The organism is Curtobacterium sp. TXMA1 (assembly GCF_020162095.1).
Taxonomy (GTDB): domain Bacteria; phylum Actinomycetota; class Actinomycetes; order Actinomycetales; family Microbacteriaceae; genus Curtobacterium.
The window spans coordinates 860025-885189 of the sequence record NZ_CP083910.1; the positions used below are offsets into that span (position 1 = coordinate 860025).

At 71.9% G+C, this 25165-nt stretch carries 25 protein-coding genes; 14 read left to right on the top strand and 11 right to left on the bottom strand.

Annotation, left to right across the window (positions count from 1 at the left end; all coding sequences use genetic code 11):
• Positions 1-28: 28 nt before the first annotated feature.
• Together LCG91_RS04160 and LCG91_RS04165 are read right to left on the bottom strand one after the other, a co-directional pair.
• Positions 29-568, bottom strand: a complete 540-nt coding sequence (locus tag LCG91_RS04160) for a GNAT family N-acetyltransferase (protein ID WP_224442600.1) — start codon at positions 566-568, stop codon at positions 29-31.
• Positions 565-1314 carry a CPBP family intramembrane glutamic endopeptidase gene (locus LCG91_RS04165; RefSeq protein ID WP_224442601.1) on the bottom strand — a complete coding sequence of 250 codons (750 nt, stop codon included), beginning with the start codon at positions 1312-1314 and terminating at the stop codon, positions 565-567. The genes LCG91_RS04160 and LCG91_RS04165 overlap by 4 nt, the downstream gene beginning before the upstream one ends.
• 125 nt (positions 1315-1439) lie before the next feature.
• Between LCG91_RS04165 and typA the strand changes: the two genes are divergently transcribed.
• From typA to LCG91_RS04205, 8 genes are all read left to right on the top strand, one after another.
• Positions 1440-3362, top strand: a complete 1923-nt coding sequence (gene typA, locus LCG91_RS04170; RefSeq protein WP_058749301.1) for a translational GTPase TypA — start codon at positions 1440-1442, stop codon at positions 3360-3362.
• A gap of 94 nt (positions 3363-3456) precedes the next feature.
• The gene (locus tag LCG91_RS04175; protein ID WP_224442602.1) at positions 3457-4650 is read left to right on the top strand and encodes an amidohydrolase; all 1194 of its coding nucleotides are present in this window, start codon (positions 3457-3459) and stop codon (positions 4648-4650) included.
• A 155-nt stretch (positions 4651-4805) separates the two neighbouring features.
• On the top strand, positions 4806-5345 hold the full coding sequence (locus LCG91_RS04180; protein WP_058728221.1) for a hypothetical protein: 540 nt from the start codon (positions 4806-4808) through the stop codon (positions 5343-5345).
• A 19-nt stretch (positions 5346-5364) separates the two neighbouring features.
• The gene (locus LCG91_RS04185) at positions 5365-6642 is read left to right on the top strand and encodes a PIG-L family deacetylase (RefSeq protein WP_224442603.1); all 1278 of its coding nucleotides are present in this window, start codon (positions 5365-5367) and stop codon (positions 6640-6642) included.
• 37 nt (positions 6643-6679) lie between these two features.
• Complete coding sequence (fdxA, locus tag LCG91_RS04190; RefSeq protein WP_058728223.1) at positions 6680-6997, top strand: ferredoxin; 318 nt, start codon at positions 6680-6682, stop codon at positions 6995-6997.
• A 13-nt stretch (positions 6998-7010) separates the two neighbouring features.
• The gene (gene dapC, locus LCG91_RS04195) at positions 7011-8129 is read left to right on the top strand and encodes a succinyldiaminopimelate transaminase (RefSeq protein ID WP_058728224.1); all 1119 of its coding nucleotides are present in this window, start codon (positions 7011-7013) and stop codon (positions 8127-8129) included.
• 102 nt (positions 8130-8231) lie between these two features.
• Positions 8232-8636 carry a hypothetical protein gene (locus LCG91_RS04200; protein WP_058749305.1) on the top strand — a complete coding sequence of 135 codons (405 nt, stop codon included), beginning with the start codon at positions 8232-8234 and terminating at the stop codon, positions 8634-8636.
• 240 nt (positions 8637-8876) lie between these two features.
• Complete coding sequence (locus tag LCG91_RS04205; protein ID WP_224443093.1) at positions 8877-10139, top strand: citrate synthase; 1263 nt, start codon at positions 8877-8879, stop codon at positions 10137-10139.
• A 596-nt stretch (positions 10140-10735) separates the two neighbouring features.
• On the opposite strand, the gene dapD is transcribed toward LCG91_RS04205, so the two are convergent.
• Positions 10736-11704, bottom strand: a complete 969-nt coding sequence (dapD, locus tag LCG91_RS04210) for a 2,3,4,5-tetrahydropyridine-2,6-dicarboxylate N-succinyltransferase (RefSeq protein WP_058749306.1) — start codon at positions 11702-11704, stop codon at positions 10736-10738.
• 176 nt (positions 11705-11880) lie between these two features.
• On the opposite strand from dapD, the gene dapE reads away from it, so the two are divergent.
• Together dapE and LCG91_RS04220 are read left to right on the top strand one after the other, a co-directional pair.
• The gene (dapE, locus tag LCG91_RS04215) at positions 11881-12963 is read left to right on the top strand and encodes a succinyl-diaminopimelate desuccinylase (RefSeq protein ID WP_224442604.1); all 1083 of its coding nucleotides are present in this window, start codon (positions 11881-11883) and stop codon (positions 12961-12963) included.
• Positions 12960-14195, top strand: a complete 1236-nt coding sequence (locus LCG91_RS04220) for a hypothetical protein (protein WP_224442605.1) — start codon at positions 12960-12962, stop codon at positions 14193-14195. The genes dapE and LCG91_RS04220 overlap by 4 nt, the downstream gene beginning before the upstream one ends.
• Here the strand turns inward: LCG91_RS04220 and LCG91_RS04225 are convergent.
• Positions 14174-15346 (bottom strand): AI-2E family transporter, encoded by a 1173-nt coding sequence (locus LCG91_RS04225; RefSeq protein WP_224442606.1) that lies wholly within the window; start codon positions 15344-15346, stop codon positions 14174-14176. The genes LCG91_RS04220 and LCG91_RS04225 overlap by 22 nt on opposite strands.
• A gap of 145 nt (positions 15347-15491) precedes the next feature.
• Here LCG91_RS04225 and LCG91_RS04230 point away from each other — a divergent pair, with 145 nt between their 5' ends.
• The gene (locus LCG91_RS04230; protein ID WP_017887054.1) at positions 15492-15662 is read left to right on the top strand and encodes a DUF3117 domain-containing protein; all 171 of its coding nucleotides are present in this window, start codon (positions 15492-15494) and stop codon (positions 15660-15662) included.
• A 109-nt stretch (positions 15663-15771) separates the two neighbouring features.
• On the opposite strand, the gene LCG91_RS04235 is transcribed toward LCG91_RS04230, so the two are convergent.
• Positions 15772-16404 (bottom strand): O-methyltransferase, encoded by a 633-nt coding sequence (locus LCG91_RS04235; protein ID WP_058728229.1) that lies wholly within the window; start codon positions 16402-16404, stop codon positions 15772-15774.
• Positions 16405-16468: 64 nt separating this feature from the next.
• Here LCG91_RS04235 and LCG91_RS04240 point away from each other — a divergent pair, with 64 nt between their 5' ends.
• Complete coding sequence (locus LCG91_RS04240) at positions 16469-16849, top strand: twin-arginine translocase TatA/TatE family subunit (protein ID WP_058728230.1); 381 nt, start codon at positions 16469-16471, stop codon at positions 16847-16849.
• A gap of 123 nt (positions 16850-16972) precedes the next feature.
• Here LCG91_RS04240 and LCG91_RS04245 read toward each other — a convergent pair whose 3' ends face one another.
• Genes LCG91_RS04245 through LCG91_RS04260 form a run of 4 tightly spaced genes read right to left on the bottom strand, consistent with a single transcriptional unit; the run spans position 16973 to position 20896 of the window.
• The gene (locus LCG91_RS04245; RefSeq protein ID WP_224442607.1) at positions 16973-17824 is read right to left on the bottom strand and encodes a class I SAM-dependent methyltransferase; all 852 of its coding nucleotides are present in this window, start codon (positions 17822-17824) and stop codon (positions 16973-16975) included.
• 43 nt (positions 17825-17867) lie between these two features.
• A complete protein-coding gene (locus LCG91_RS04250) occupies positions 17868-19034 on the bottom strand; it encodes a P-loop NTPase (RefSeq protein WP_224442608.1) in 1167 nt (388 codons plus the stop codon).
• On the bottom strand, positions 19027-19593 hold the full coding sequence (locus LCG91_RS04255; protein ID WP_058728233.1) for a DUF1003 domain-containing protein: 567 nt from the start codon (positions 19591-19593) through the stop codon (positions 19027-19029). Before LCG91_RS04255 ends, LCG91_RS04250 begins: the two co-directional genes overlap by 8 nt.
• The gene (locus tag LCG91_RS04260) at positions 19577-20896 is read right to left on the bottom strand and encodes a magnesium transporter MgtE N-terminal domain-containing protein (RefSeq protein ID WP_137766723.1); all 1320 of its coding nucleotides are present in this window, start codon (positions 20894-20896) and stop codon (positions 19577-19579) included. The genes LCG91_RS04255 and LCG91_RS04260 overlap by 17 nt, the downstream gene beginning before the upstream one ends.
• Before the next feature lie 181 nt (positions 20897-21077).
• Here LCG91_RS04260 and LCG91_RS04265 point away from each other — a divergent pair, with 181 nt between their 5' ends.
• Positions 21078-22019, top strand: coding sequence for a general stress protein (locus tag LCG91_RS04265; protein WP_224442609.1), 942 nt, complete (start codon positions 21078-21080; stop codon positions 22017-22019).
• 94 nt (positions 22020-22113) lie between these two features.
• On the opposite strand, the gene LCG91_RS04270 is transcribed toward LCG91_RS04265, so the two are convergent.
• Both LCG91_RS04270 and LCG91_RS04275 read right to left on the bottom strand, forming a co-directional pair.
• Complete coding sequence (locus tag LCG91_RS04270; protein WP_263480174.1) at positions 22114-22428, bottom strand: GNAT family N-acetyltransferase; 315 nt, start codon at positions 22426-22428, stop codon at positions 22114-22116.
• A 223-nt stretch (positions 22429-22651) separates the two neighbouring features.
• The gene (locus LCG91_RS04275) at positions 22652-24136 is read right to left on the bottom strand and encodes an aminopeptidase P family protein (RefSeq protein WP_224442610.1); all 1485 of its coding nucleotides are present in this window, start codon (positions 24134-24136) and stop codon (positions 22652-22654) included.
• Between the two features lie 61 nt (positions 24137-24197).
• On the opposite strand from LCG91_RS04275, the gene LCG91_RS04280 reads away from it, so the two are divergent.
• Positions 24198-25079, top strand: coding sequence for a PHP domain-containing protein (locus LCG91_RS04280; protein ID WP_224442611.1), 882 nt, complete (start codon positions 24198-24200; stop codon positions 25077-25079).
• Positions 25080-25165 lie beyond the last annotated feature (86 nt).

Here is a 25165-nt window from a genome sequence, read left to right on the forward strand (position 1 = left end):
TGCCGGTCGGTACCGCGCCTCCCGTCCGTCACCGGCCCACGTCCCGGTCGGTGCGCGACCACACGGTGAGGTCGACCACCGACCCGTCACCGAGGAACCCGGCGCGCCGCAGCGTCCCCTCGGGGACGAAACCGGCTCGGCGCGCGAGGGCGAGGGACGCAGCGTTGCCCGGTGCGATCCGCAGCTCCACGCGACGGAAGTCCGCCGACGTGACGAGGTGGTCCGCCAGGGTGCGGACGGCTGCCGCGGTCCCACCGGTGCGGCGCCGACCGGGCACCGACCAGTAGCTGAGTTCGCAGCTGCGGGCCCGGCGGTCGACACGTCTGACCTCGATCGACCCGGCCAGACCACCCGCCCACTCGATGGCGAGACGGAGGCCGTCGCCGGATGCGCGGAGCGCCGCGGCCTCGTCGGCCCAGGCTCCGTACGCCTCGGGCGGCAGGCCCCGCGGGACCGGGAGCCAGCGGCAGATCTCGTCGTCGCGGTAGGCCGCCGCGATGGCGACGCCGTCGGCGGCCGTCAGGTCGCGCAGTCCACCGGGCAGCCGACCCCACCTCGGTGCGCTCACCGGAACAGCCCCGGGAACGCCTGGGCGACGAAGGGGTAGCCCACGAAGACGACGCCGTCGAGCAGGCAGTGCGTGATGACGAGGGGGAGCAGCCGCCCCCACCTCGTGTAGATCCACCCGAACACGACGCCCATCACCGCGTTCCCCACGAACGCCCCGAACCCCTGGTACAGGTGGTAGCTCCCGCGCAGCACGGCGGTCGACAGGATCACCTGCCAGCGACCCCACCCGAGCCCACCGAGCCGCTCGTACAGGTACCCGACGACGATGACCTCCTCCTGCAGTCCGGACCGGACGGCCGACAGGAGCAGGACCGGGATCGTCCACCAGTAGGTGTTCAGCGCCGCGGGGTCGACGGCCACGGTGAACCCGAGCGCGCGCCCGGTGAAGTACAGGGCGAGCCCCGGGATGCCGATGCCGAGTGCGATGAGCGCCGCGCCCCCGAGGTCCGGTCGCACTCGGAACCGGTCGATGCCGAGGCGGTGCAGGTGCGGGCGGCGGGCGCTCCAGAGGAGGTAGCAGACCAGCGCCACCGGGGCGAGGTCGACCGCGATCCCGAGGAGCTGCCGGGCGAGGTCCACGTACTGCACCGTCGTGGTGGACGTGTTCAGCGCGGTGGACTGCTGCCCGAGCGGTGTCGTCTGCGACAGGTCGTCGATGATCTGCAGGACCGAGTACAGCGCGCTGCCGCCCAGCGAGAGCATGAGGACGATCGTGATCTCGATCCACGTCCGCCGTCGGCTCATGCGCTGTACTCCTCAGGGTTGCGAACTACCGGTAGACTGGCGTGTCGGGCGTTCTGCCCGCGGGTGCCACGTGTCCACGACGACCGGCCGCCCGATCTTCTCCGAACACTTGAAGGATGTCCTGTATGGCGCTCGCCACCCGGTCCGACCTGCGCAACGTCGCCATCGTGGCACACGTCGACCACGGCAAGACCACCCTCGTCGACGCGATGCTCACGCAGACCAACTCGTTCGACGCCCACTTCGAGGGCGAAGACCGGATGATGGACTCGAACGACCTCGAGCGCGAGAAGGGCATCACCATCCTCGCGAAGAACACCTCGGTGCTCTACAACGGGAAGCACGCCGAGGAGTTCAACCCCGGTGGTCGCATCACGATCAACGTGATCGACACCCCCGGCCACGCCGACTTCGGTGGTGAGGTCGAGCGCGGCCTCTCCATGGTCGACGGTGTCGTGCTGCTCGTCGACGCGTCCGAGGGCCCGCTGCCCCAGACCCGCTTCGTGCTCCGCAAGGCGCTCGCCGCGAAGCTCCCGGTGATCCTGCTCGTCAACAAGACGGACCGCCCGGACTCCCGCATCGACGAGGTCGTCTCCGAGTCGCAGGACCTGCTCCTCGGCCTGGCCTCCGACCTGGCGGACGAGGTCGACGACCTCGACCTCGACGCGATCCTCGACGTGCCCGTCGTCTACGCGTCCGGTCGTGCCGGCGCCGCGTCGCGCAACAAGCCCGAGGACGGCTCGCTGCCCGACAACGACGACCTCGAGCCGCTGTTCGAGGCGATCCTGCAGCACGTCCCGGCCCCGAAGTACGACGACGAGCACCCGCTGCAGGCGCACGTCACGAACCTCGACGCCTCGCCGTTCCTCGGCCGCCTCGCGCTGCTCCGCATCTTCCACGGCACGATGAAGAAGGGCCAGACGGTCGCGTGGGTCAAGCACGACGGCACCGTCGCGAACGCCCGCATCACCGAGCTGCTCATCACGAAGGCGCTCGACCGCTACCCGGCCGAGTCCGCGGGCCCCGGTGACATCGTGGCCGTCGCCGGCTTCGACACGATCACCATCGGTGAGACGCTGTCCGACCCCGAGGACGTCCGTCCGCTGCCGACCATCACGGTCGACGACCCGGCGATCTCGATGACCATCGGCACGAACACCTCGCCGCTCGTCGGCAAGGTCAAGGGCCACAAGCTCACGGCCCGCATGGTGAAGGACCGCCTGGACCGCGAGCTCATCGGCAACGTCTCGCTCAAGGTGCAGGACATCGGCCGCCCGGACACCTGGGAGGTCCAGGGCCGCGGTGAGCTGGCGCTCGCCATCCTGGTCGAGCAGATGCGCCGTGAGGGCTTCGAGCTCACCGTCGGCAAGCCGCAGGTCGTCACGAAGCGTGACGAGAACGGCAAGCTCCTCGAGCCCTACGAGCACATGACGATCGACACGCCGGAGGAGCACCTCGGCGCGATCACGCAGCTCATGGCCGCGCGCAAGGGTCGCATGGAGAACATGACGAACCACGGCACCGGCTGGATCCGCATGGAGTTCATCGTGCCGTCGCGTGGGCTCATCGGCTTCCGCACGTCGTTCCTCACCGAGACGCGCGGCACCGGCATCGCGAACGCGATCGCGCACGGCTACGACGAGTGGGCCGGCCCGATCCAGACCCGCATCAACGGCTCGATCGTCTCCGACCGCGCCGGTGTCGTCACGCCGTTCGCCATCACGAACCTGCAGGAGCGCATGACGTTCTTCGTCAACCCGACGGAGGAGGTCTACGAGGGCATGGTCATCGGCGAGAACTCGCGCGCCGACGACATGGACGTGAACATCACCAAGGAGAAGAAGCTCACGAACATGCGTTCGGCGAACGCCGACTCCTTCGAGTCGATGACGCCGTCGCGCCAGCTCTCCCTCGAGGAGTGCCTGGAGTTCGCGCGCGAGGACGAGTGCGTCGAGGTCACCCCCGACAACGTCCGCATCCGCAAGGTCGAGCTCGACGCGCAGGCCCGCCAGCGCGCCTACGCCCGCCTGAAGCGCCAGGACGCGTAAGCAGCGACAGCCTGGAGGCAGTGCCTCCGTCCGACGGCCCGGTCACCTCGACGAGGTGGCCGGGCCGTCGGTCGCTGGGGATACGGTGGAGCGCGTGACCCTCGACCTCCTCTCCCTGTACCAGGACCTGCACGCCCACCCGGAGCTCGGCTTCCAGGAGCACCGCACCGCCGGTGTCGTCGCCGACCGGCTCGCCGAGATCGGCGGGATCGAGGTCACCACGGGCGTCGGCGGCACGGGCGTCGTCGGCGTCCTGACCAACGGCGACGGGCCGGTCGTCTGGCTCCGCGCCGACATGGACGGCCTGCCCGTGCAGGAGCGCACCGGGCTGCCGTACGCGAGCACCCAAACCGGTCGCGACGACGAGGGCGCCGACGTCCCGACGATGCACGCCTGCGGGCACGACATCCACGTGACGTGGCTGCTCGGCACGCTCGAGCGGCTCGTCGACGACCGTGGGGCCTGGCACGGCACGGTCGTCGCCGTGTTCCAGCCCGCGGAAGAGGTGATCTCCGGTGCCCGCGCGATGCTCGAGGACGGCCTGGTCGAGCGCTTCCCGGAGCCGGACGTCGTGCTCGGGCAGCACTCGGCCCCGGCTCCGGTCGGCATCGTCGCGGTCGGCTCAGGACCCGTGATGGCGTCGAGCGACCGCCTGACCGTCACCTTCAACGGCCGCGGTGCGCACGGATCGGCGCCGCAGGCCTCGCTCGACCCGATCGTCACCGCCGCGAGCGCCGTCGTGCGCCTGCAGACCGTCGTCTCGCGCGAGGTCTCGCCCTCCGACGCGGGCGTCGTCACCGTCGGGAGCTTCCACGCCGGCACCCGTCCGAACATCATCCCGGACCAGGCGGTCATCGAGATCTCGACGCGGGCCCGGAACGAGGAGACCCGCGAGCGCATCATCGCGTCGATCGAGCGTATCGTCCGTGCCGAGAGCGAAGCGGGCGGCCTCGACGCCCCGACGATCGAGCGCGCTCCGGGCGCCGAGGTCACCGTGAACGACGCCGACGCCGCGTCGCGGGTGCTGGAGGCGCTCCGCGGTGCCGTGCCGGACGCCCGTGACCTGGAGATCGGGCTGGCGATGGCGTCGGAGGACGTCGGGCAGCTCGCGACCGCGGCGGGCGTGCCCCTCGTGTACTGGTTCACCGGCATCACCGACCCGGAGCTGTTCCGCCGCGGCGAGGAGATCCCGAGCAACCACTCGCCGTTCTACGCACCGCTGGCCGAGACGGCGATCCCCGTCGGCGTCGACGCCCTGACGGCGGCCGCCCGCGCCTGGCTGTCCTGACGCGACCCCTTCCGCGGAACGCGACTCCGGCGGCAGCGCGCAGCGCCACAGCGCTGCGAGCAGTCGCCGTCGTTGCGTTCCGCGGGGCGCGGCGGGCGGGAGACTTCCCAGGGAACGCACGCCGCGCCTCCCGGCAGTCCACCTAGGGTGTCCGCATGCGCACGACCCGGACCCTCATCGCCGCCGTCACCGCGGGCATCGCCCTGGCGGGCCTGACCGGCTGCTCCGCCGACGCGGTGCAGCAGGCCACCGACCTCGGTTCGTCGGTCGCCTCGAACGTCAGCGAGACCGTGCAGGGGATCGACGGCAAGGCGATCCAGGACGGCATGGCCTCGGTCGCCGGTGGCATCGACGGCGCCCTCGACGCGGCGCTCTCGGGCACCGGGGTGACGAGCGACGGCAAGGTGCCGGACGGGTTCCCGACCGCTGACGTCCCGCTCGTCGACGGCACCGTCCTCGGCGGCGGGGCCGGCCCGAACGGCTCCGGGTGGGTGGTGCAGGTCCGGGTGGCGTCGGTCGACGACTTCCAGGCCGCGGCCGAGCAGCTCGCAGCGGCCGGGTACACCGAGTCCGCGAAGCGCGAGGACGCGTCGAGCGCCTTCGGGCTGTTCCGCAGCGAGACGCACCGCGTGGTGCTGACGGTGTCCGGGTCGAAGGACGGCGTCACCGCGACGTACATCGTCACGCCGCGGTAGCGAAGTACCCTGGGACGCGATGTCCAAGGCTCCCGCACCGCGTCCCGAGCGCGTCCTGTTCGTGCACGCCCACCCCGACGACGAGACGCTGTCGTCCGGCGGCACCATCGCCACCCTGCTCGAGCTCGGCGCCGAGGTGACCGTGCTCACCGCGACCCGGGGCGAGCGCGGCGAGATGCTCACCGAGGCCCTCGCGCCGCTCTTCGGCGACGGACCCCGGGTCGCCGCGCACCGTGAGACCGAGATCGCCGCCGCGCTGGCCGCCCTCGGGGGTCCGGCGCACCTGTGGCTCGGCAGCGGGGGAGCGCGCCCCACGGACCTGCCCGAGCGTCGGTACAGCGACTCCGGCATGCAGTGGGGACCCGACGGACGGGCCATCGCCGCCGACGACGCCCCGGCCGACTCGCTCACGGCGGCCGACCTCGGCGAGGTCGTCGACGACGTCCGCGCAGCGATCCGCTCGACGGGTGCGGACGCCGTGGTGAGCTACGCCGACGACGGTGGGTACGGCCACCCGGACCACGTGCGGGTGCACCACGCCGCCCGGTACGCCGCCCGTGCCGAGGAGGTCCCGTTCTCGATGATCGTGCCCGCGGACTCCGACGAGGTCGACCTGACCGTCGACGTCCTCCCCGTCCGGGCGAAGGTGCGCGCAGCCGTTGAGCAGTACCGGTCGCAGGTCACGGTCGATCCCGTCGACCCGTCCGACCCGCAGCGCCTGACCTGGGTGATGCCGCACGGCGTCCGACAGGAGGCGCCCGCGGTCGAGGCCTTCCGACACGACGCCGACCCGGTGCCGCCGGCACCGCAGACCTTCGCCGAGCTCACCCGTCAGGGCAAGGTGACGGCGGTCGTCGTCGCCGCGGTCGCAGGACTCGTCGTGGGCGCCCTCGGGACCGTCACCCACCAGCAGCGGCTCGGGGGTTTCCCGGTCGGCATGGTGCTCACGACGCTCATCGTGCTCGGACTGGTCGTCGGCCTGCGGCTCCTGTACCGCTCACGGGCGATGGTCACCGCGGCCGGCGTCGCGATCATCGTCGCCACCCAGGTGCTGGTGAGCGTCGGCGGTGCGTCGTCACCGCTCGTGCTCGCGAACCTCGCCGGGTACGTGTGGACCTTCGCTCCGGCGGTGATCGCGGCGTTCACCCTCGCGTGGCCGGACCTGTCGGGTCTGCGTGCCCGCGCGGCAGCGGCGTCGGCGTCGGCGTCGGCCGAGGCCGGTGCCGGAGCGACGGCGTCGGCTCCTGCGTCGTCCTCGGACCCCGCGGCGTCCGGGGCTCCCGGACGCCGCGAGTAGACTCGACCACGCTCAGTCCGAAGGGAGCACCCGCACCGTGACCTACGTGATCGCCCAGCCCTGTGTCGACGTCAAGGACCGCGCCTGCATCGACGAATGCCCGGTCGACTGCATCTACGAGGGTGACCGGTCGCTCTACATCCACCCCGACGAGTGCGTCGACTGCGGTGCGTGCGAGCCGGTCTGCCCGGTCGAGGCGATCTACTACGAGGACGACCTGCCGGACGAGTGGGCCGACTACTACAAGGCCAACGTCGAGTTCTTCGAAGAGGTCGGCTCGCCCGGCGGCGCCGCCAAGGTCGGCGTGATCCACAAGGATCACCCGGTGGTCATGGCCGAGCCCCCGCGCGGCTGACCCGGATCGATCCGTGGCGCTCGACCTCCCCGACTTCCCCTGGGACCAGCTCGTCCCGTTCAAGCAGCGCGCAGCGGCGTACGAGGGCGGCATCGTCGACCTCAGCGTCGGCTCGCCCGTCGACCCGACCCCCGAGGTCGTCCGACGGGCCCTAGCCCGGGCGACCGATGCGCACGCCTACCCGCAGGTCGCCGGGACGCCCGCACTCCGTGAGGCGATCGCCGACTGGTACGGCCGCCGGCAGGGCATCGCGCTGACCCCGGAGCAGGTCCTGCCGACGATCGGGTCGAAGGAGTTCATCGCCGGGCTCGCGCTCTGGCTCGGCATCGGTCCGGGGGACACCGTCGTGTTCCCGGAGGCCGCGTACCCGACCTACGAGCTCGGCGCCGCCCTCGTGCGTGCCGAGGCCCTGGCGTCGGACGACCCTGCCGCGTGGCCGGAGAGCACGAAGCTCGTGTGGTTGAACTCGCCGGGCAACCCGGACGGTCGCGTGCTCTCCGTCGAGCAGCTGCGCGTCGCCGTCGCCCGGGCGCGGGAGCTCGGCGCGGTCGTCGTCGGTGACGAGTGCTACGCCGAGCTCGGGTGGGAGCCGCCGTACGACAGTGCTCCGACGCCCTCGATCCTCGACCCGCGGGTCGTGGGTGACCGGGTCGACGGCGTGCTCAGCGTCTACTCGCTGTCGAAGCAGTCGAACCTCGCGGGCTACCGAGCCGCGTTCGTGGCAGGTGATGCCCGGATCCTGGCCGACGTCCTGGCGGTGCGGAAGCACACCGGCATGATGCCGCCGCTGCCCGTGCAGGAGGCGATGATCGTCGCCCTGGCCGACGACACCCACGTGCAGCAGCAGAAGTCCCGGTACCGCGCTCGACGGAACATGCTCCGACGGGCACTCGAGGGAGCCGGCTTCCGGATCGACCACAGCCAGGCGGGTCTGTACCTCTGGGCGACCCGTGGCGAGCCCGCGCTCGACACCGTCGGCTGGCTGGCGGACCGTGGCATCCTCGTCGCGCCCGGCACGTTCTACGGGGCGGCCGGCGCTGAGCACGTGCGTGTGGCACTCACGGCGAGCGACGACCGGATCGCGGCCGCGGCGCAGCGCCTGGCGAGCACTCGTCGGCTCGCGGCCTCCTGACCGGCCGCCCGGATTCTCCTGACATACGAAATACCGCCAGACTGGTCCGCTAGAACTCCTTCCTGTCGCACCGCGCCCCGCGGTCCGACAGGAAGGAACACCGTGAAGCGTCCCGCTCTCATCACCACCGCCGTCGCACTCGGCCTCGGCCTGGCACTCACCCCGATCGCTGCGAACGCGGCTCCGGCCGACACGTCCTCGGTCTCCGAGGTCACGTCGGCAGCGCCGCACGCGCCGCGCGACACCACGAGCTACGAACAGCTCGAGGACGTCTACTACGACCTGCTCTTCGGCGGCTCCGGCGCGACGAGCATCCTCGTCGAGGCCACGCCCGGCGCCCAGGTCACCTACTCGGTGAACGGGGTCGCCCAGACGAAGCAGGCCGACAGCCGCGGACGCGTCAGCTTCGACGTGACCTTCGAGCGTGCAGCGAACGACATCGAACTCTCACAGTCGGTGAACGGCGTCTCCTCTGCCGCCACGACGTACCAGTACGACTTCAGCTGATGACGCGGGCTGGCGGAGCAGTCGCGCGGCGCGGTCCACGACCGGGCCCGCGGCTGTTCCGCCCGCCGCGCAATCCGTGGAATCCACCAGATCTCCGCCTTCCGGTGGTGCACGACCGACAGTCGGCGCAGTTAGGCTGTCACCGTGACTGACACTGCCAACGATGCTCAGAAGACGGCCACACCGCCCACCACGCCCGTCCCCGTCAGCCCCGCCGCCGCCGAGTCGACGGAGACGGCAATGCTGACGTTCCCGGGGGGCACGGCGGAGTTCCCGATCCTGCCGAGCGTCGACGGCGCGTCCGCCATCGACATCTCCTCGCTGAAGAAGCAGACCGGGCTCAACACGCTCGACTACGGCTTCGTCAACACCGGCGCGACGAAGAGCGCGATCACGTACATCGACGGCGACCAGGGCATCCTGCGCTACCGCGGGTACCCCATCGACCAGGTCGCCTCGGGTTGCACGTACCTCGAGGTCGCGTGGCTGCTCATCTACGGCGAGCTCCCCACCGCCGAGGAGCTCGAGGGCTTCGACGCCCGAATCCGTCGGCACACGCTGCTGCACGAGGACCTCCGACGCCTGTTCGACGCCCTCCCGCACTCGGCGCACCCGATGTCCGTCCTGTCCAGCGCCGTCAGTGCGCTCTCCACGTACTACGAGGACGACATGGACGTCGACGACCCCGAGAAGGTCGAGCTGCAGACCGTGCGGCTCCTCGCCAAGCTCCCGGTGATCGCCGCCTACGCGCACAAGAAGGCGATCGGTCAGGCGTTCCTCTACCCGGACAACACGCTGTCGTTCGTCGACAACTTCCTCCGGTTGAACTTCGGCACCATGGCCGAGCCGTACAAGCCGAATCCGGTGCTGTCCAAGGCGCTCGAACGACTCCTCATCCTGCACGAGGACCACGAGCAGAACGCGTCGACGTCGACGGTCCGCCTGGTCGGCTCGACCAAGGCGAACATGTTCGCGTCCATCTCGGCGGGCATCAACGCGCTGTACGGTCCACTGCACGGTGGTGCGAACGAGGCCGTGCTCGAGATGCTCCAGCAGATCAAGGACTCCGGCGAGCCGGTGTCGCGCTTCGTCGAGCGGGTGAAGAACAAGGAACGCGGCGTGAAGCTCATGGGCTTCGGACACCGTGTGTACAAGAACTACGACCCGCGCGCGAAGCTCGTGAAGGAGTCCGCGCACGAGGTCCTGCAGTCGCTCGGCGTGCAGGACGACCTGCTCGACATCGCCATGGAGCTCGAGCAGATCGCGCTCGAGGACGAGTACTTCGTCAGCCGGAAGCTCTACCCGAACGTGGACTTCTACACGGGCATCATCTACCGCGCGATGGGCTTCCCGCCGCGGATGTTCACCGTGCTGTTCGCCATCGGTCGCCTGCCGGGCTGGATCGCCCAGTGGCGCGAGCTGAACAACGATCCCCTGAACAAGATCGGCCGCCCGCAGCAGCTCTACGTGGGGCACCCGGAGCGGGACCTGCCCGCTCGCTGACGTCGGACGCAGCACGTCGGTGCCGTCGAAGGGCCCGCTCGCATCGCGCGAGCGGGCCTCTTCTGTCACGCTCGGCGGCTCCTGGCGACGGTCCTCGCCCGTCCACCGATGTGCGCACGGTGTGTCGTGCCCGCTCGATGACGGCGGACGCTATCGCGGGGACGACGCGAGCGGCGTCGGACGGGAGGCACGGTGCGGGCTGGCACCGCGCCTCCCGTCCGTCAGTCCGCCCGTTCCTTCCCATCGCGAGCGTCATGGCAGATGGGAACGGGCGTTCCTGGTCGTTCCGGCAGATCAGGTACGCCCGATCCGACCAGGTACGCCCGGTCCTGCCGAGTGAGCGGACGTACGCCCGGTCCTGCCGAGTGAGCGGATGTACGCCCGGTCGTGCCGAGTGAGCGAAGTACGCGCGTACGCTCGGCACGCCGCGGGCCTGCCGGGCGGTGCCGGGGCGCGGCCGCACACAGCCGCCCCGCCGCTGGGCGCGCCTCGAGCGCGCGGGCAGCGAGCGGTCGTGCTGCGCGCGCTCCTGGTGTGCGCGGGCGGCAGCGCGCGGGCGGCAGCGCGCACACGCACGCGCAGCGGACCGCCCCGCGCTACGCGTGCAGCGCCGTGTTGAGCTGGATGCCCTGACCCTGACGCTGCAGGGCCTCGACCGCGCCGGACAGCGAGTTGCGCCGGAACAGCACGTTCGGCACCCCGGACAGCTCCGCGGCCTTCACGGTGCGCGGCGTGCCGTCGGGGCTCGGCGCGGCGCCCACGAGGACGACCTTGGTGCCCGCCGTGACGTAGAGCCCGGCCTCGACCACGGAGTCGTCGCCGAGGGAGATGCCGAGGCCGGCGTTCGCGCCCAGCAGCGCGCGTTCCCCGAGCGACACCCGGTGCGTCCCGCCGCCGGACAGTGTGCCCATGATGGACGCGCCGCCGCCGATGTCGGTGCCGTTGCCCACGACCACACCCTGCGAGACCCGGCCCTCGATCATGGCGTCGCCGAGGGTGCCGGCGTTGAAGTTGACGAAGCCCTCGTGCATGACCGTCGTGCCGGGGGCGAGGTGTGCACCGAGCCGGACCCGGTTCGCGTCGCCGATGCGCACGCGGTCCGGGACCACGTAGTCGAGCAGGCGGGGGAACTTGTCGACCGCGTGCACCGCGATGCCCGCGCGCTGCAGCACGGGACGCAGACGCGTCAGGGCCTCGGGGTGGACGGGGCCGGCGTTCGTCCAGGCGACGATCGGCAGGTGGCCGAAGACGCCGTCGAGCGAGATCTCGTTCGGCCGCACGTGCAGGTGGCTGAGCAGGTGCAGGCGCAGGTAGGCGTCGGGCGTGCTGGCCGGTGCGTCGTCGACGACGATCTCGGTCGTCACGGCCTCGACCCGGACGTCGCGCCGCGGGTCGTCGCCGACGTGCGCCTCGAGCTCGGGCGGGAACACCGCGTCGGCCGGGCGCTCCCCGAGGTGCGTCTCCGGGTACCACGTGTCGAGCGTGGTGCCGTCCGCGGCGACGGTCGCGAGGCCGTGGCCCCAGGCGTGCGTGGGTCGGTCGGTGGCAGCGGTCGCGTCGGTCACGCCACCAGGGTAGCGAGCGGGCCGGGCGGCGACCCGTCCAGGGAGACGGTCTGTGGAGAACGCTCCCGCCAGCGACCCGACCGGTGTGGAGGCACGACCACCTGTGGACGGACGGCTCCCGTCCACAGGTGGTCGCCGCACGGATCGCTGTGGGACACGGCCGGTACGCTGACCGCATGCCGGAGCAGCTCGACCTCACCGCCTCGTCCATCGACATCACGCGTGCCATCTGCGACATCGAGTCGGTGTCCGGGAACGAAGGGCCCCTCGCCGACGCGATCGAGGCGGCGTTGTCCGCCCTGCCCCACCTCGAGGTGGTGCGCGACGGCGACGCGATCGTCGCGCGGACGCAGCTCGGCCGCGACCGCCGGGTCGTGATCGCCGGGCACATCGACACCGTGCCGCTCAACGGCAACCTCCCGACCGAGTTCCGCACCGCGGACGACGGCACCGAGATCCTCTGGGGCCGCGGGACGGTCGACATGAAGGCCGGCTGCGCGGTGCAGCTGAAGCTCGCACACGACCTCACCGAGCCGAACGTCGACGTCACCTGGGTGTTCTACGACCACGAAGAGGTCAGCGACTCCCTCAACGGCCTCGGCCGCCTGGCGCGGACCCGTCCCGAGCTGCTCGCCGGCGACTTCGCGATCCTCGGGGAGCCGTCGGGCGCGCAGATCGAGGGCGGCTGCAACGGCAACCTCCGTGCGAAGGTCCGGACCTTCGGCAAGCGCTCCCACAGTGCACGCAGCTGGATCGGCGACAACGCGATCCACAAGACGGCTCCGATCCTCGCGACCCTCGCCGCGTACGAGCCGCGCACCGTCACGGTCGACGGGCTCGAGTACCGCGAGGGCCTGAACGCCGTGGGCATCTCCGGCGGCATCGCCGGCAACGTCATCCCGGACGAGGCGATGGTGCACGTGAACTACCGCTTCGCGCCGTCGCGCAGCGCGGACGAGGCGGTCGCGCACATCCGCGAGCTGTTCGACGGGTACGACGTGCAGATCGTCGACCTCGCCGCAGGAGCGCGTCCCGGGCTCGACGCCCCGCTCGCGCAGCAGTTCGTCGCAGCGGTCGGCGGCCCCGCCCCCCGCCCGAAGTACGGCTGGACCGACGTCGCCCGCTTCTCGGCGCTCGGCGTCCCGGCGGTCAACTACGGCCCGGGCGAGCCCGTCTTCGCGCACCACGACGACGAGCAGGTGCCCGTCGACCAGATCACCGCGGTCGAGGACGGCCTGCGTCGGTGGCTGACGGCGTGACGACGGGCCCCGCGCCAGTCGCGGGGCAGCTGCCCGCCGGGCGCTGGCGGGCCCGCTACCGACTCGTGCCCTGGTGGCTCCGGGTCACGGTGGTCTACGTCGCGGCACGGCTCGTGACCGGGGCGATGCTCCTGGCCTTCGCCCGCGTGCAGACCGCGAACTCGTTCACCGCCGCGCACCCGTCGTACCTGTCGTTCGCGGCCATCTGGGACGGCGCCTGGTACCGGGTGATCGCATCGAACGGGTACCCCTCCGTCCTGCCGGTGGACGCTGCCGGGCACGTCACCGAGAACGCCTGGGCGTTCATGCCCGCGTACCCGTTCCTCGTGCGCGGGCTGATGGTGCTCACGGGCGCGTCGTTCGAGGCGGTCGCCGTCACGGTGTCCCTGGTCGCGGGCTGGGGGGCCGCGCTGGTGTTCCGGCGGCTGATGGGCCGCTTCCTCGACGACGGCCGGGCGACCTTCGCCACGGTGCTGTTCTGCGTCGCCCCGGTGTCCGCCGTGTTCCAGGTCGCGTACGCCGAGGCGATGGGTCTCTTCCTGCTGCTCGTCGCCCTGCTGCTGCTGGTCGACCGGCGCTGGTGGACGATGCTGCCCGTCGTGCTGCTGCTCGGCATGACGCGGCCGACCGGCCTGGCGTTCGCGCTCCTCGTGGTGCTGTTCCTGGCCGCCTGGACGATCCGACCGTCCTGGGTGCGCGAGTCGGAGCGGCCGACCCTGCGCGCCGCGCTGCCGCCGCTCGTCGTGGGCGCGGTGTCGGGGCTCGTCGGGCTCGCGTGGCCGGCGATCGCGTGGGCGGTGACCGGGGTGCCGAAGGCCTACACGGACACCGAGCTCGCGTGGCGGTCGTCGTACATCGGGTGGAAGGAGCTCGTGCCCTTCGCACCGTGGATCCAGGGCGCCGGGTGGTGGTTCGGGCAGCCGGCGGGCGGGATCCTGCTCGCGGTCGCGGTCCTCGCCTTCACGGTCTTCGTCTTCCACCCGGCAGCGCGTCGTGTCGGCCTCGAACTCCGCCTGTGGGGCGTCGCCTACGTGGTCTACCTGCTCGCGGTGTTCTTCCCGCAGTCGAGCACCTGGCGGATCCTGCTGCCGATCGCACCGCTGCTCGGCATCGTCGCCCTGCCGCGGTCACGGGTGTACCGGGCGCTCGTGGTCGCGGTGTGCCTCGGTCTGCAGTTCGTCTGGCTGTACACGTGCTGGTGGGTCGACGGCTACGACTGGACGCCACCGTGATCGGCGCGGCGGTGGTCGACGTCGCCCCGATCGACCTCGCGGTCGGCTGACCCGGCTGCGGAGGGCGTGTCCGACGGGTCCTCACCGGGGCGCCAGTCGGCCGCGGCGTGCACCATCGCGTTCACGGTCGCGATGAACGGCACCGCGAAGAACGCCCCGACGACCCCCGCGATCGTCGTGCCCGCGGTGACGCCGAGCACGACGCCGAGCGGGTGGACGCGCACGGCCGATCCGGTCAGGAACGGGTGCAGGACGTGGCTCTCGAGCTGCTGCACGGCCACCACCACGGCGAGCATGACGAGCGCCGGCACCAACCCGTTGAAGACCAGGGCGATGACCACGGCGACCGTGCCTGCGACGATCGCGCCGACCACCGGTACGAAGGCACCGAAGAACACGATCACGCCGATCGGCACCGCGAGCGGCAGTCCGAGCGCGAGTGCGCCGATGACGATGCCGAGCGCGTCGGTCACTGCGACGACCAGCTGCACGCGGATGAAGCTCGTGAGGGTCTTCCACCCCGCCTGACCGGCCGCGTCGATCCGTCCGCGGGAGCGTCGGGGGAAGATGCGGACCACCCACGACCAGATCCGGCGTCCGTCGATCAGCACGAAGATCGTCGTGAACACCACGATGAACAGCCCCTCGAGCGCGTGCACCAGGCCGCTGCCCGCCTCGGCCGCGCCGGACAGGATGGACGCGACGTGGGTCTGCAGGAACTTCGTCGCCTCCGCCAGGTACTTCGTGACCTGCGCCGAGGTGATGCCGAAGGGCTCGGACGCGAGGAGGGTCTGGAAGGTCTGCACGTTGCTCGAGAGTCGACGTTCGAGGGTCGGCAGGTCGTAACGGATCTGTGCCGTGACGACGAGCGCCAGGACACCGAGGAAGACCACGACCGCGAGGCACGCCGTCAGCACCGAGAGCCACTTCGGCCACCGGTGCCGTTGCAGGAACGCCGAGAACGGTGCGAGCAGCGCGCAGACGAGCAGGCCGACCAGGAACGGCACCACGATGTCCTGCAGCAGGACCACGAGGGCGACGACGACGGCCAGGGCGGCGACCGTCACGAGGAACCGCCACGAGAACGCACCGGCGATGCGCATGCCCGTCGGCACGGCCTCTGCGACCGGGTCGGCCTGTGGACGCAGCATGGAGCGGATGTTCGGCATACGCAAAGGTGACCACCTCGAGCCGCGAGAACGTCGCATTCCGACACCCCCAACCTGGGCGGTTTCGCAGTTGCCCCCTCGGTACGGGATAATGGGCGAGCATCTTCTGCACGAAAGGGGACATCTGATGGCAGCGATGAAGCCGAGGACCGGTGACGGGCCGATGGAGGCTGTCAAGGAGGGTCGACTCATCATCGTGCGGGTTCCGCTCGAAGGTGGAGGCCGCCTGGTGGTCTCGGTCAACGACGCCGAGGCCAAGGAACTCCACGACGCACTGGCAGAGGTCGTCTCCGCCTAGTCCGTCGACGCACCACGACAGGAGGCCCGGAGCGCGTACGCTCCGGGCCTCCTGTGCATCCCGCGGCCGGCTTCGCCGACAGGTCGGGGCTGCCAGGCCGTCCGACGGGTCAGGCGGAGACCTTCGTCATCTGCAGCAGCCCGTCCCCGGCGGGGGAGAGCGCGCTCCGGACCGCGCCCGAGGTGGACACCTCGGTGAGCAGCAGCCGGAAGTCGGTCGTCGCGCGGTCCCGACGCACCGGATCCGCGACCCGACCTCGCCAGAGCGCGTGCGGCACGAGCACCGTACCGCCGACGCGCGCGAGCCGGAGCCCGTGCTCCACGTACTCGATGACGTGCTCGGGGTCGGCGTCGACGAGGACGACGTCGTACGAGGCCTCGTTCATCCGCGGCAGCACCTGGTTCGCCCGACCCGGGATGAGCCGGACCCGCGACGGAGCGGTGCCGGCCGCGATGAAGGCGTCACGGGCGTACTGCTGGTGGTCGACCTCGACGTCGATCGTCGTCAGGGTCGCATCGGGTGCACCGCGCAGCAGCCAGAGCCCGGAGACGCCGAGCCCGGTGCCGATCTCGATCATGCTCGTGGCGTGCGACGCCGCGGCGACCACGGCGATCTGGGCGCCGATCGCGGGGGAGATTGCTTCGACCCCGAGTTCGAGGGAGTGCTCTCGCGCTCGGGCGATCACCTCGGGCTCCGAGACGATGTCCTCGGCGAACTTCCAGTTCGACTCTTTCTCTGACACGCACACTCCGTTCGGGAGACAACTCTACGGGTGTGGCGCAGTGGGACGGGTTACGCTCGTTGCCGTGTCCATCGACTTCAACAAGATCCTGATCATCGGGATCATCGCGGTGCTGCTGCTCGGGCCGCAGCGCCTGCCGATGTACGCGCAGAAGCTCGCCGAGTTCGTCAAGGCGGTCCGCCGCTTCGCCGACACCGCGAAGGACCGCATGCGCGAGGAGATGGGCCCCGAGTTCGACGACGTCGACTGGCAGAAGCTCGACCCGCGGCAGTACGACCCCCGCCGCATCATCCGCGACGCACTGCTCGATTCCGGCGGCACGACCGCCGGCAGCATGGCGGCCGTCGAGACCGCGCAGGTCACCGCGTCGAAGGTGCGGGCGACGGCACCGGTGGTGCCGCTCGCCGAGGGCGAGCCCGCCCCCTTCGACACCGAAGCAACCTGACCCACACGCGGCGACCTGATCCACACGCGGCGACCCGACCCACACGAGGCGACCTGAGGCCCGCTCCGTGACCCGGTGACGGCCTGGAGGCGCGGTGCCGGCCGGCACCGCGCCTCCCGTCCGTCAGTCCCGCGTCGCGACGATCGTGAACGTCGTCGGCATCCGGTCGCGGTCGGCGACGGGCCAGACCCACGAGCCGTGCCCGTCCTCCTCCATGCGGGGGCTGAAGCGCCACGGCAGCGTGCGCCCCTCGTCGAGTCTGCGCAGGCGCAGGCCTGCGCCGAGCAGCGCGTTCACGACCTCGGACAGTGGGTGCGGCCACTCGTACGTGCGGGTGTTCGCGACGGTGCCCTCGCCGACGTACGTGCCCGCGTCCTCCCACTGCTGCGCCGTCCCGTCGGGGAAGTACCGGTGGCGCGTCACGAGCTCCGGTGCGTCCTCGTCCAGCGCGTACAGCGCCGGGTGGCCGTCGCGGATGAAGAACACCCCGCCCGGCCGGAGGAGCCCCGCGACCTGCGCGGCCCAGCGGTGGAGGTCGTCCAGCCAGCAGATCGTGCCGATGCTCGTGTAGACGACGTCGAAGTCACCCGTGACGGCTGCTCGGGCGTCGAGGACGTCGGTCTCCACCCACGTCACGTCGAGGCCGAGGCGCTCGGCCAGAGCTGCTGCGGACGCGAGCGCCGGTGCCGAGAAGTCGACCCCGGTCAGGCGGGCCCCCTCACGCGCGAGCGAGACCGTGTCGGTGCCGATGTGGCACTGCAGGTGGCAGACGTCCAGGCCCTCGAGCGTCCCCGACGGCAGCCACGGCCGGAGCGCGGGCAGGTCATCGCGGACGACGTCCGACCGGTGCTCCGGGTCGTCGAGCGCGGCGACGTCGTACGCGCCCTCGTGGATGGGCACCCGGTCGTCCCAGTTCGCGCGGTTCGTGTCGCGGGCGGCGTCCCAGTCGACGGTGACGTGGTCGGTGCTGTCCATGCGGCCACGGTAGCGGGGGAGCCCGCACCCGCGCGAGGAGCGCTCAGGACAGGCTGATCCCGAGCTTCCGTCCCGCCAGGCCCCGACCCATGGTGGTGACGGCGTCTGCGACTGACCGCAGGGCGAGGGCGGCGGGGTCGTCCGGCGCGCCGAGGACGACCGGGAGCCCGGTGTCACCCCCTTCGCGCAGCGGCACCGAGAGCGGCACGCGGCCGAGCAGCGGCACGGGGGAGTCCTGCCCGCGGGACAGCCGAGCGGCGGTCTCGTCGCCGCCGCCCTCGCCGAACAGGTGCAGCACGCCGCCGTCCGGCTGCACGAGCCCCGCCATGTTCTCGACGACGCCGATGACCCGCTGCCCGGTCTGCCGTGCGACGACACCGCTCCGCTCGGCCACGTCGGCCGCCGCGGCCTGGGGCGTCGTGACGACGAGCACCTCGGCGTGGGGGAGCAGCTGCCCGACCGAGATCGCGACGTCGCCGGTGCCGGGCGGCAGGTCGAGCAGGAGCACGTCGAGGTCGCCGAACCACACGTCGGTCAGGAACTGCGCGACCGTGCGGTGCAGCATCGGCCCGCGCCAGGACACCGCGGTGGAGACGTCGTCGACGAACATGCCGATCGAGACGACCTTCACCTCGTGGGCGACCGGCGGCAGGATCATGCTGTCGACGCGGGTCGGACGGGGTGCCACACCGTGCTCGTCGGTCAGACCCATCAGGCCGGGCACGCTGAAGCCGTGCACGTCGACGTCGACGATCCCGACCCGCTGTCCGGCCGCGGCCAGGGCGACCGCCAGGTTCACCGTGACCGTCGACTTGCCGACGCCGCCCTTGCCGCTGGTGACGGCGATGACCCGGGTGAGCGAGTCCGGGGTGAACTGCACACCGCGGGGTCGGCCGGCGCGGAGTCGCTCGGTCAGCGCGGCGCGGGTCGCCGGGCTCATCACGGAGACGTCGACGTCGACGTGCTGCACGCCGTCCACCGAACCGGCGGCCGAGCGCACGTCGCGCTCGATCGTGTCGGCGGCGGGGCACCCGACGATCGTGAGCTGCAGGTCGACGCGCACCCGTCCCTGCGGCTGCACGTCCACCCCGCGGATCATGTCGAGCTCCGTGACGGGGCGGCGGATCTCGGGGTCGACCACGCGGCCGAGCGCAGCGAGGACCGCGGCACCGAGCTGCTCGTCGGTCGCCGCGGGGGAGTCGTCAGCCACGCGCGCTCGTCGCTCCCTCGCTGTCGTCGAGCGCGTCGGCGCGCAGTGCGGCCTCCTCCTGGTCGCGGCGGTCGAGCTCCTCGAGCAGCGAGCGGATCTCCGCGCGGATGAAGTCCTTCGACGCCATCTCCCGCATCGCCAGGCGCAGGGCCACGACCTCGCGGGCGAGGTACTCGGTGTCCGCGAGGTTGCGCTCGGCCCGCTGCCGGTCCTGCTCGAACTGCACGCGGTCGCGGTCGTCCTGCCGGTTCTGGGCGAGCAGGATGAGCGGCGCCGCGTACGAGGCCTGCAGCGACAGCACCAGGGTGAGCGCGGTGAAGCCGATCGCCGCCGAGTCGAACTGCCACGGCTTCGGCGCGAGCGTGTTGTAGCCCATCCACACTGCGCAGAAGAGCGTCAGGCCGACCAGGAACCAGGGCGTGCCCATCGCGCGGGCGATGCCCTCGGTCGCACGACCGAAGGTGTCCCCGCGACCACGGCGGCGGGTGGGGAGCACGCGCGTGCGCATGCCCTTGGGGGAGTCGAGCCGCTCCTGGCGGGCATCATCCGTTCGGGCCACGGGTGGTCCTCCTTCCCGTCGTCACGGGCGTCTTGCGCTGGCGTTGGCGGAGTCGCGAGGGGGCATCCCCCTCGCCCTGACTTCGCCAGTCGTCCGGCAGGACGTGGTCGAGGACATCGTCGATCGTCACCACCCCGACCAGGCGGTGGGCGTCGTCGACCACGGGGACGGAGACGAGGTTGTAGGTCGCCATGACCCGGGTGACCTCGGCGGCGCTGGCGTCCACGCGGACCGGTTCGGTCTGCTGGTCGATGAGCGTGCCGAGGCGCTCGTTCGGCGGGTAGCGGAGCATGCGCTGGAAGTGCACGAGCCCGAGGAAGCGCCCGGTCGGCGGTTCGTACGGCGGCAGGACGACGCAGACGCTCGCGCCGAGCGCCGGGGCGAGCTCGTGCCGGCGGATGAGGGCCAGGCCCTCGGCCACGGTCGCGTCGGCCGACACGATGACGGGCTCCGTCGTCATGAGACCACCGGCGGTGTCCGGCTCGTACTCCAGGAGCATGCGGACGTCCTGCGCCTCCTCCGGCTCCATGAGCTGCAGCAGGGCCTCGCTCCGGTCGTCGGGGAACTGCGCGAGCACGTCAGCGGCGTCGTCGGGCTGCATCTGGTCGAGGACGTCGGCGGCGCGGGCGTCCTCGAGTCGGGTGAGGATGTCGATGCGCTCCTGGTCGGGCATCTCCTCGAGCACGTCGGCGAGCCGGTCGTCGGGGAGCTCCTCGGCGACCTCGAACCGGCGCTCCTCGGGCAGGTCGAGCAGCGTCGAGGCCAGGTCGGCCGGCAGCAGGTCGGAGTACGCGGCGATGACGTGCTCAGCGGACTGGGCCTCGCCGGGGAGCTCGTCCTCGGTGACCTCGTTCCACGTGGCGAACGTCGTCGGGCCCTTGCCGAACGGCGACGGGGTCGTCTTCGGCTTCCGGAGGAAGAGCTGCGACACCTCCCAGTCGCCCTGGCCGCGGTCCTCGATCGCGACGTCCTCGATCGTCGCGCGGATGCGGTCACGGGTGAGCAGGACCTTGCGGCCGAGCATCTCCGCGATGACCCGGACCTCGCCCCCGCGCTGCTCGAAGCGCCGCATGTTGACGATGCCGGTGGTGATGACCTGTCCCGCACCGATCGACGTGACGCGGCCGATGCTCAGGAAGATGCGGCGCTTGCCGGGCACCTCGACGATGAGCCCGACCACGTGGGGAGGGTCGACGCGACGGTAGACGACCAGGACGTCCCGGACGCGGCCCACGCGGTCGCCCGCGGGGTCGAAGACGGAGCACCCGGCGAGGCGGGCGACGAAGACCTTCGTGGCGCTCACCCGTCCAGCGTAGTCGCTGCCGCAGGGGCCGGGGTCGTGCGGCCCCGGCCCACCCTGAGACACTGCTCCGGTCGTGCCGGGGATCTCTGCACCGGTCGTCCCGGGGGCTCGCGCGCCGGTGCCCCGGAGGTTCCCGGGAGGCGCACGTGCGATCGCAAGGTGCCCGGTGGATGATGGCTGGGTGAGCAACCAGAGCCCGTTCGCCGGACGCACCGCCCAGGCCTTCCCGACGCTGCCGCGCGGGGACGTCCTCGGCACCTACGACAGCTACCCGGACGCCCAGCGCGTCGTCGCGAAGCTCGCCGAGGCGGACTTCCCCGTCGCGAAGATCTCGATCGTCGGCAACGACCTGAAGACGGTCGAGCGGGTCACCGGCAAGATGACCTACGGCCGCGCGGCGATCGCCGGCGCCCTGTCCGGCCTCTGGCTCGGCATCTTCTTCGGCATCGTGCTGACCCTGTTCTCGCCGACCGCCGGTGGCCTCATCATCGCCGCCGCCATCATCGGCGCCGCGTTCGGCATGCTGTACGGCATCGTGTCGTTCGCCATCACCAAGCGGCAGCGCGACTTCACGAGCGTGCACCAGGTGCTCGCCACGAACTACCAGATCGTCGTCGACCCGCAGCTCACCGGTCAGGCGCAGCGGATCCTCGGACAGCACGGCGCGACGCCGTCCACGCACTGGAACGACGCACCGCAGCCGGGCGCGCCCGGCTCCCAGGCCCGTCCGTTCCAGGGGCAGGAGCCCTGGCGCCCGGGTCCGCAGCAGGGGTCGCCCTACGGCGGGCACGCCACGCCGCACCAGCCGCAGCAGCAGTCCCGCCAGGGAGGCCCGCAGCAGTCCGGTCCGTCGGCCGGCGGTCCGCAGTCGGGAACGTCCGACCCCGGTGCCGGTCCCCGGTACGGCACGAACAGCGGTCCCCGCTACGGCACGAACGACGGGCCGCGCTACGGCGAGACTCCGCAGACGGCTCAGCAGCCCGCGCCGTCGTCGGACCCGCGCCTCCCGCAGTCCCGGCCCGGCCAGCCCCCGCAGTACGGGGAGCGCGTCCAGGGCGCCGACGGTGCGGACCAGCGTCCCGGGTCGGCGCCCGAGGCCCGTCGCGACGGCGACCGAGGCTGACACCCCGACAGATGCGGAACGCCCGCGCCGACGATGGTCGGCGCGGGCGTTCCGCGTCAGGGCCCTCAGCGGTGCACCAGAGCCCCTCGGTGCGTCAGAGCACCTTCGAGTAGCAGATCGACCGGGCCGCGCCGACGTACGGCCCGAACTGCGCGATCCGCCGGAAACCCTCACGCTCGTAGAACCCGATGGCGCGCTTCTGCTCGTCGCCGGTCTCGAGCACGAGCGCCGGGGAGCCGAGGTCGATCGCAGCCTCCTCGAGCCGACGGAGGATCGCGCTGGACACCCCGGCCCCGCGGGACTCCGGTCGCACGTACATGCGCTTCACCTCGGCGATGCCGTCCTGCACCAGTCGCAGGCCGCCGCACCCGAGCGGGGTGCCGTCCTCGTCCCGCGCGAGGAAGAACACCGCGATCGAGTCCGCCGTCGGCTTCTCGCCCGGTTCCGTGTCCCCGCCGTAGGCCCGGTCGATCTCCAGTCGTTGCGCGGCACGGAGCCGCTGCGCGTCGGGGGGAGTCGAAGTGCTCGACGTCGATCACGAGTCCACGGGGCTCGGTCGTCCCGGTCCGGGTGTCCGGCTGGGGAGCGGTCGTGCTGGGGGAGGTCTCCGGCGTCGTCGTCACGTCCTCAGGCTAGCGGCCGGTGCGGGCGATCCACCCCTCCACTTCCGAGGGGGTCCGCGGGATGCCGACGGACAGGTTCTCGGCGCCGTCCTCGGTGACCAGGATGTCGTCCTCGATGCGGACGCCGATGCCGCGGAACTCCTCGGGCACGGTCAGGTCGTCCTGCTGGAAGTACAGGCCGGGTTCGATCGTGAACACCATGCCCGGCTGCACGACGCCGTCGATGTACATCTCGCGGCGGGCCTTGGCGCAGTCGTGGACGTCGAGCCCGAGGTGGTGGCTCGTGCCGTGCACCATGTACCGGCGGTGGAACTGGTTGTCCGGCTGCAGCGACTCCTCGGCGGTGCCGGGCAGGAAGCCCCACTCGGCGGTCTTCCGCGCGATGACCTCCATCGCGGTGGCGTGCACCTCGCGGAACGTGATGCCCGGCTTCACGATCGCGAACGCGGCGTCCGCGGCCTCGAGCACGGCCTCGTAGACCATGCGCTGCACGTCGGTGAAGGTCCCGCTCACCGGCAGGGTCCGGGTGATGTCGGCGGTGTAGAACGAGTCGACCTCGACGCCGGCGTCGATGAGGATCAGGTCGCCCGGCTGCACGGCACCGTCGTTGCGGGTCCAGTGCAGGATGCAGGCGTGGTGGCCGGACGCGGCGATGGTGTCGTAGCCCACCGTGTTGCCGTCGGCCCGCGCACGCCGGTTGAACGTGCCCTCGACGATGCGCTCGCCGCGGGGGTGCGCGAGGACGGCGTCGAAGTCGGCGATGACGTCGTCGAAGCCGGACTTCGTGGCCTCGACTGCCTTGCGGAGCTCGTTCACCTCGTAGGCGTCCTTCACGAGCCGGAGCTCGGACAGGTCGCGGGAGAGCAGGTCGTCGGTCGCGGGGGTCTCGTCCGCGGCCTCCGCTCCGCCGACGGTGGTGCCGAGGCGGGAGTCGATCGCACGGGTGAGCTCGGTGTCGGCGTCACGGACGAGCAGGACCGACGCGTCGAGGCCGTCCGCGACCTCGGCGAAGGCGCCGAGGTCGGCCGTCGCGAGCCCGAGGTCGGCGGCGACCTCGCCGAGCGAGGGGCGGGGGCCGACCCAGAACTCACCGATCTCGGGGTTCGCGTAGAACTCCTCCGAGTCGCGGCCGGCGGTGGCGCGGAAGTACAGCGTGGCGTCGTGCCCGGATCCGTTCGGGGTCATCACGAGCACGGAGCCGACGACCGTGTCGGTGCCCCAGCCCGTCAGGTGCGCGAAGGTCGAGTGCGGACGGAACGGGTAGTCGCAGTCGTTCGAGCGGACCTTCGCCTGGCCGGCGGGCACCACGATCGTGCGCCCAGGGTGCAGCTCCGAGATCCGCGCGCGGCGCTCGGCGGCGAAGGCCGCCTGCTCGCGGGGCTCGGGGGTCGGCCGTGCACGGTCCGCCCACTGCGACGCGATGTGGTCCTTGAAGGTCGAGGACCCGGGGGTGGTGGATCGGTTGCTCGTCGCACGGGGAGTGGTGTCGGCCATGTCACCCATCATCGCACCGAGCTGACCCTCCGGCCTGAGCGGCCGTTCACCTGTCGGTAGCATGGAGGACGTGCCCGATCCGTTCATCGACCTGCACGCCCACTCGAGCGTGTCCGACGGCACCGAGCGGCCGGCGGACCTCGTCGCCGCGGCCGCCGCTGCCGGCCTCGACGGCGTCGCCCTGACGGACCACGACACCACGGCGGGGTGGGACGAGGCGATCGCCGCCGTCCGCGACCGACCGATGTCGCTGCTCCCCGGGCTCGAGCTGAGCACCCGGGTCGGCCACCGCAGCGTCCACGTCCTCGGCTACCTGGTCGACCCGACGGACGACGCCCTGGTCGCGGAGACCGCCCGGATCCGCGACGGCCGCTTCGCGCGCGCACGGCGCATGGTCGAGCGCATCGGCCGCGACCACCCGATCACCTGGGACGACGTCCTCGCGCAGGCGCGCGACGGCGCCACGATCGGCCGCCCGCACATCGCCGACGCCCTGGTCGCCCGGGGCCTGGAACCGGACCGCAGCGCGGCCTTCCGCGGGATCCTGCACCCGGCCTCCGGCTACTACGAGCCGCACGAGGCGCCGACGCCCCTCCGCGGGGTCGAGCTGATCCGCGGCGCGGGCGGGGTGCCGGTCATCGCGCACCCGGCGGCGTCCTCACGCGGGATCGTGATCGACGAGCCGATGCTCCGCGAGCTCGTCGACACCGGCCTGGGCGGGCTCGAGGTCGACCACCGCGAGAACCTCGCGCACGGCAAGCGCACCCTGCTCGACTGGGCGGAGCGCTACGACCTCTTCGTCACGGGGTCGAGCGACTACCACGGCACCGGCAAGCCGAACCGCTTCGGCGAGCACCGGACCGCGCGCGCGTCGTTCGACGCGATCGTCGACCAGGCCACCGGCAGCGCCCCGGTCCACGGCCCGGGTTCCCGCCTGGCCTGACCAGGCTGCTGAGCCCGCGGCTCGCCCCGCGTCCCAGCCTGCGCGACGAACTTCGCGCAGACGGACGCGCGGACCGTCGCTGCGTC

Bases quoted from the DNA above. Each gene is read 5' to 3' on its own strand.
- LCG91_RS04205 (WP_224443093.1), top strand. From the start codon at position 8,877: ATGCTGACGTTCCCGGGGGGCACGGCGGAGTTCCCGATCCTGCCGAGC.
- LCG91_RS04165 (WP_224442601.1), bottom strand. From the start codon at position 1,314: ATGAGCCGACGGCGGACGTGGATCGAGATCACGATCGTCCTCATGCTC.
- LCG91_RS04280 (WP_224442611.1), top strand. From the start codon at position 24,198: ATGGAGGACGTGCCCGATCCGTTCATCGACCTGCACGCCCACTCGAGC.
- LCG91_RS04225 (WP_224442606.1), bottom strand. From the start codon at position 15,346: ATGCTGCGTCCACAGGCCGACCCGGTCGCAGAGGCCGTGCCGACGGGC.
- typA (WP_058749301.1), top strand. From the start codon at position 1,440: ATGGCGCTCGCCACCCGGTCCGACCTGCGCAACGTCGCCATCGTGGCA.
- LCG91_RS04245 (WP_224442607.1), bottom strand. From the start codon at position 17,824: ATGGACAGCACCGACCACGTCACCGTCGACTGGGACGCCGCCCGCGAC.
- dapE (WP_224442604.1), top strand. From the start codon at position 11,881: ATGCCGGAGCAGCTCGACCTCACCGCCTCGTCCATCGACATCACGCGT.
- LCG91_RS04180 (WP_058728221.1), top strand. From the start codon at position 4,806: ATGCGCACGACCCGGACCCTCATCGCCGCCGTCACCGCGGGCATCGCC.
- LCG91_RS04275 (WP_224442610.1), bottom strand. From the start codon at position 24,136: ATGGCCGACACCACTCCCCGTGCGACGAGCAACCGATCCACCACCCCC.
- LCG91_RS04230 (WP_017887054.1), top strand. From the start codon at position 15,492: ATGGCAGCGATGAAGCCGAGGACCGGTGACGGGCCGATGGAGGCTGTC.
- LCG91_RS04185 (WP_224442603.1), top strand. From the start codon at position 5,365: ATGTCCAAGGCTCCCGCACCGCGTCCCGAGCGCGTCCTGTTCGTGCAC.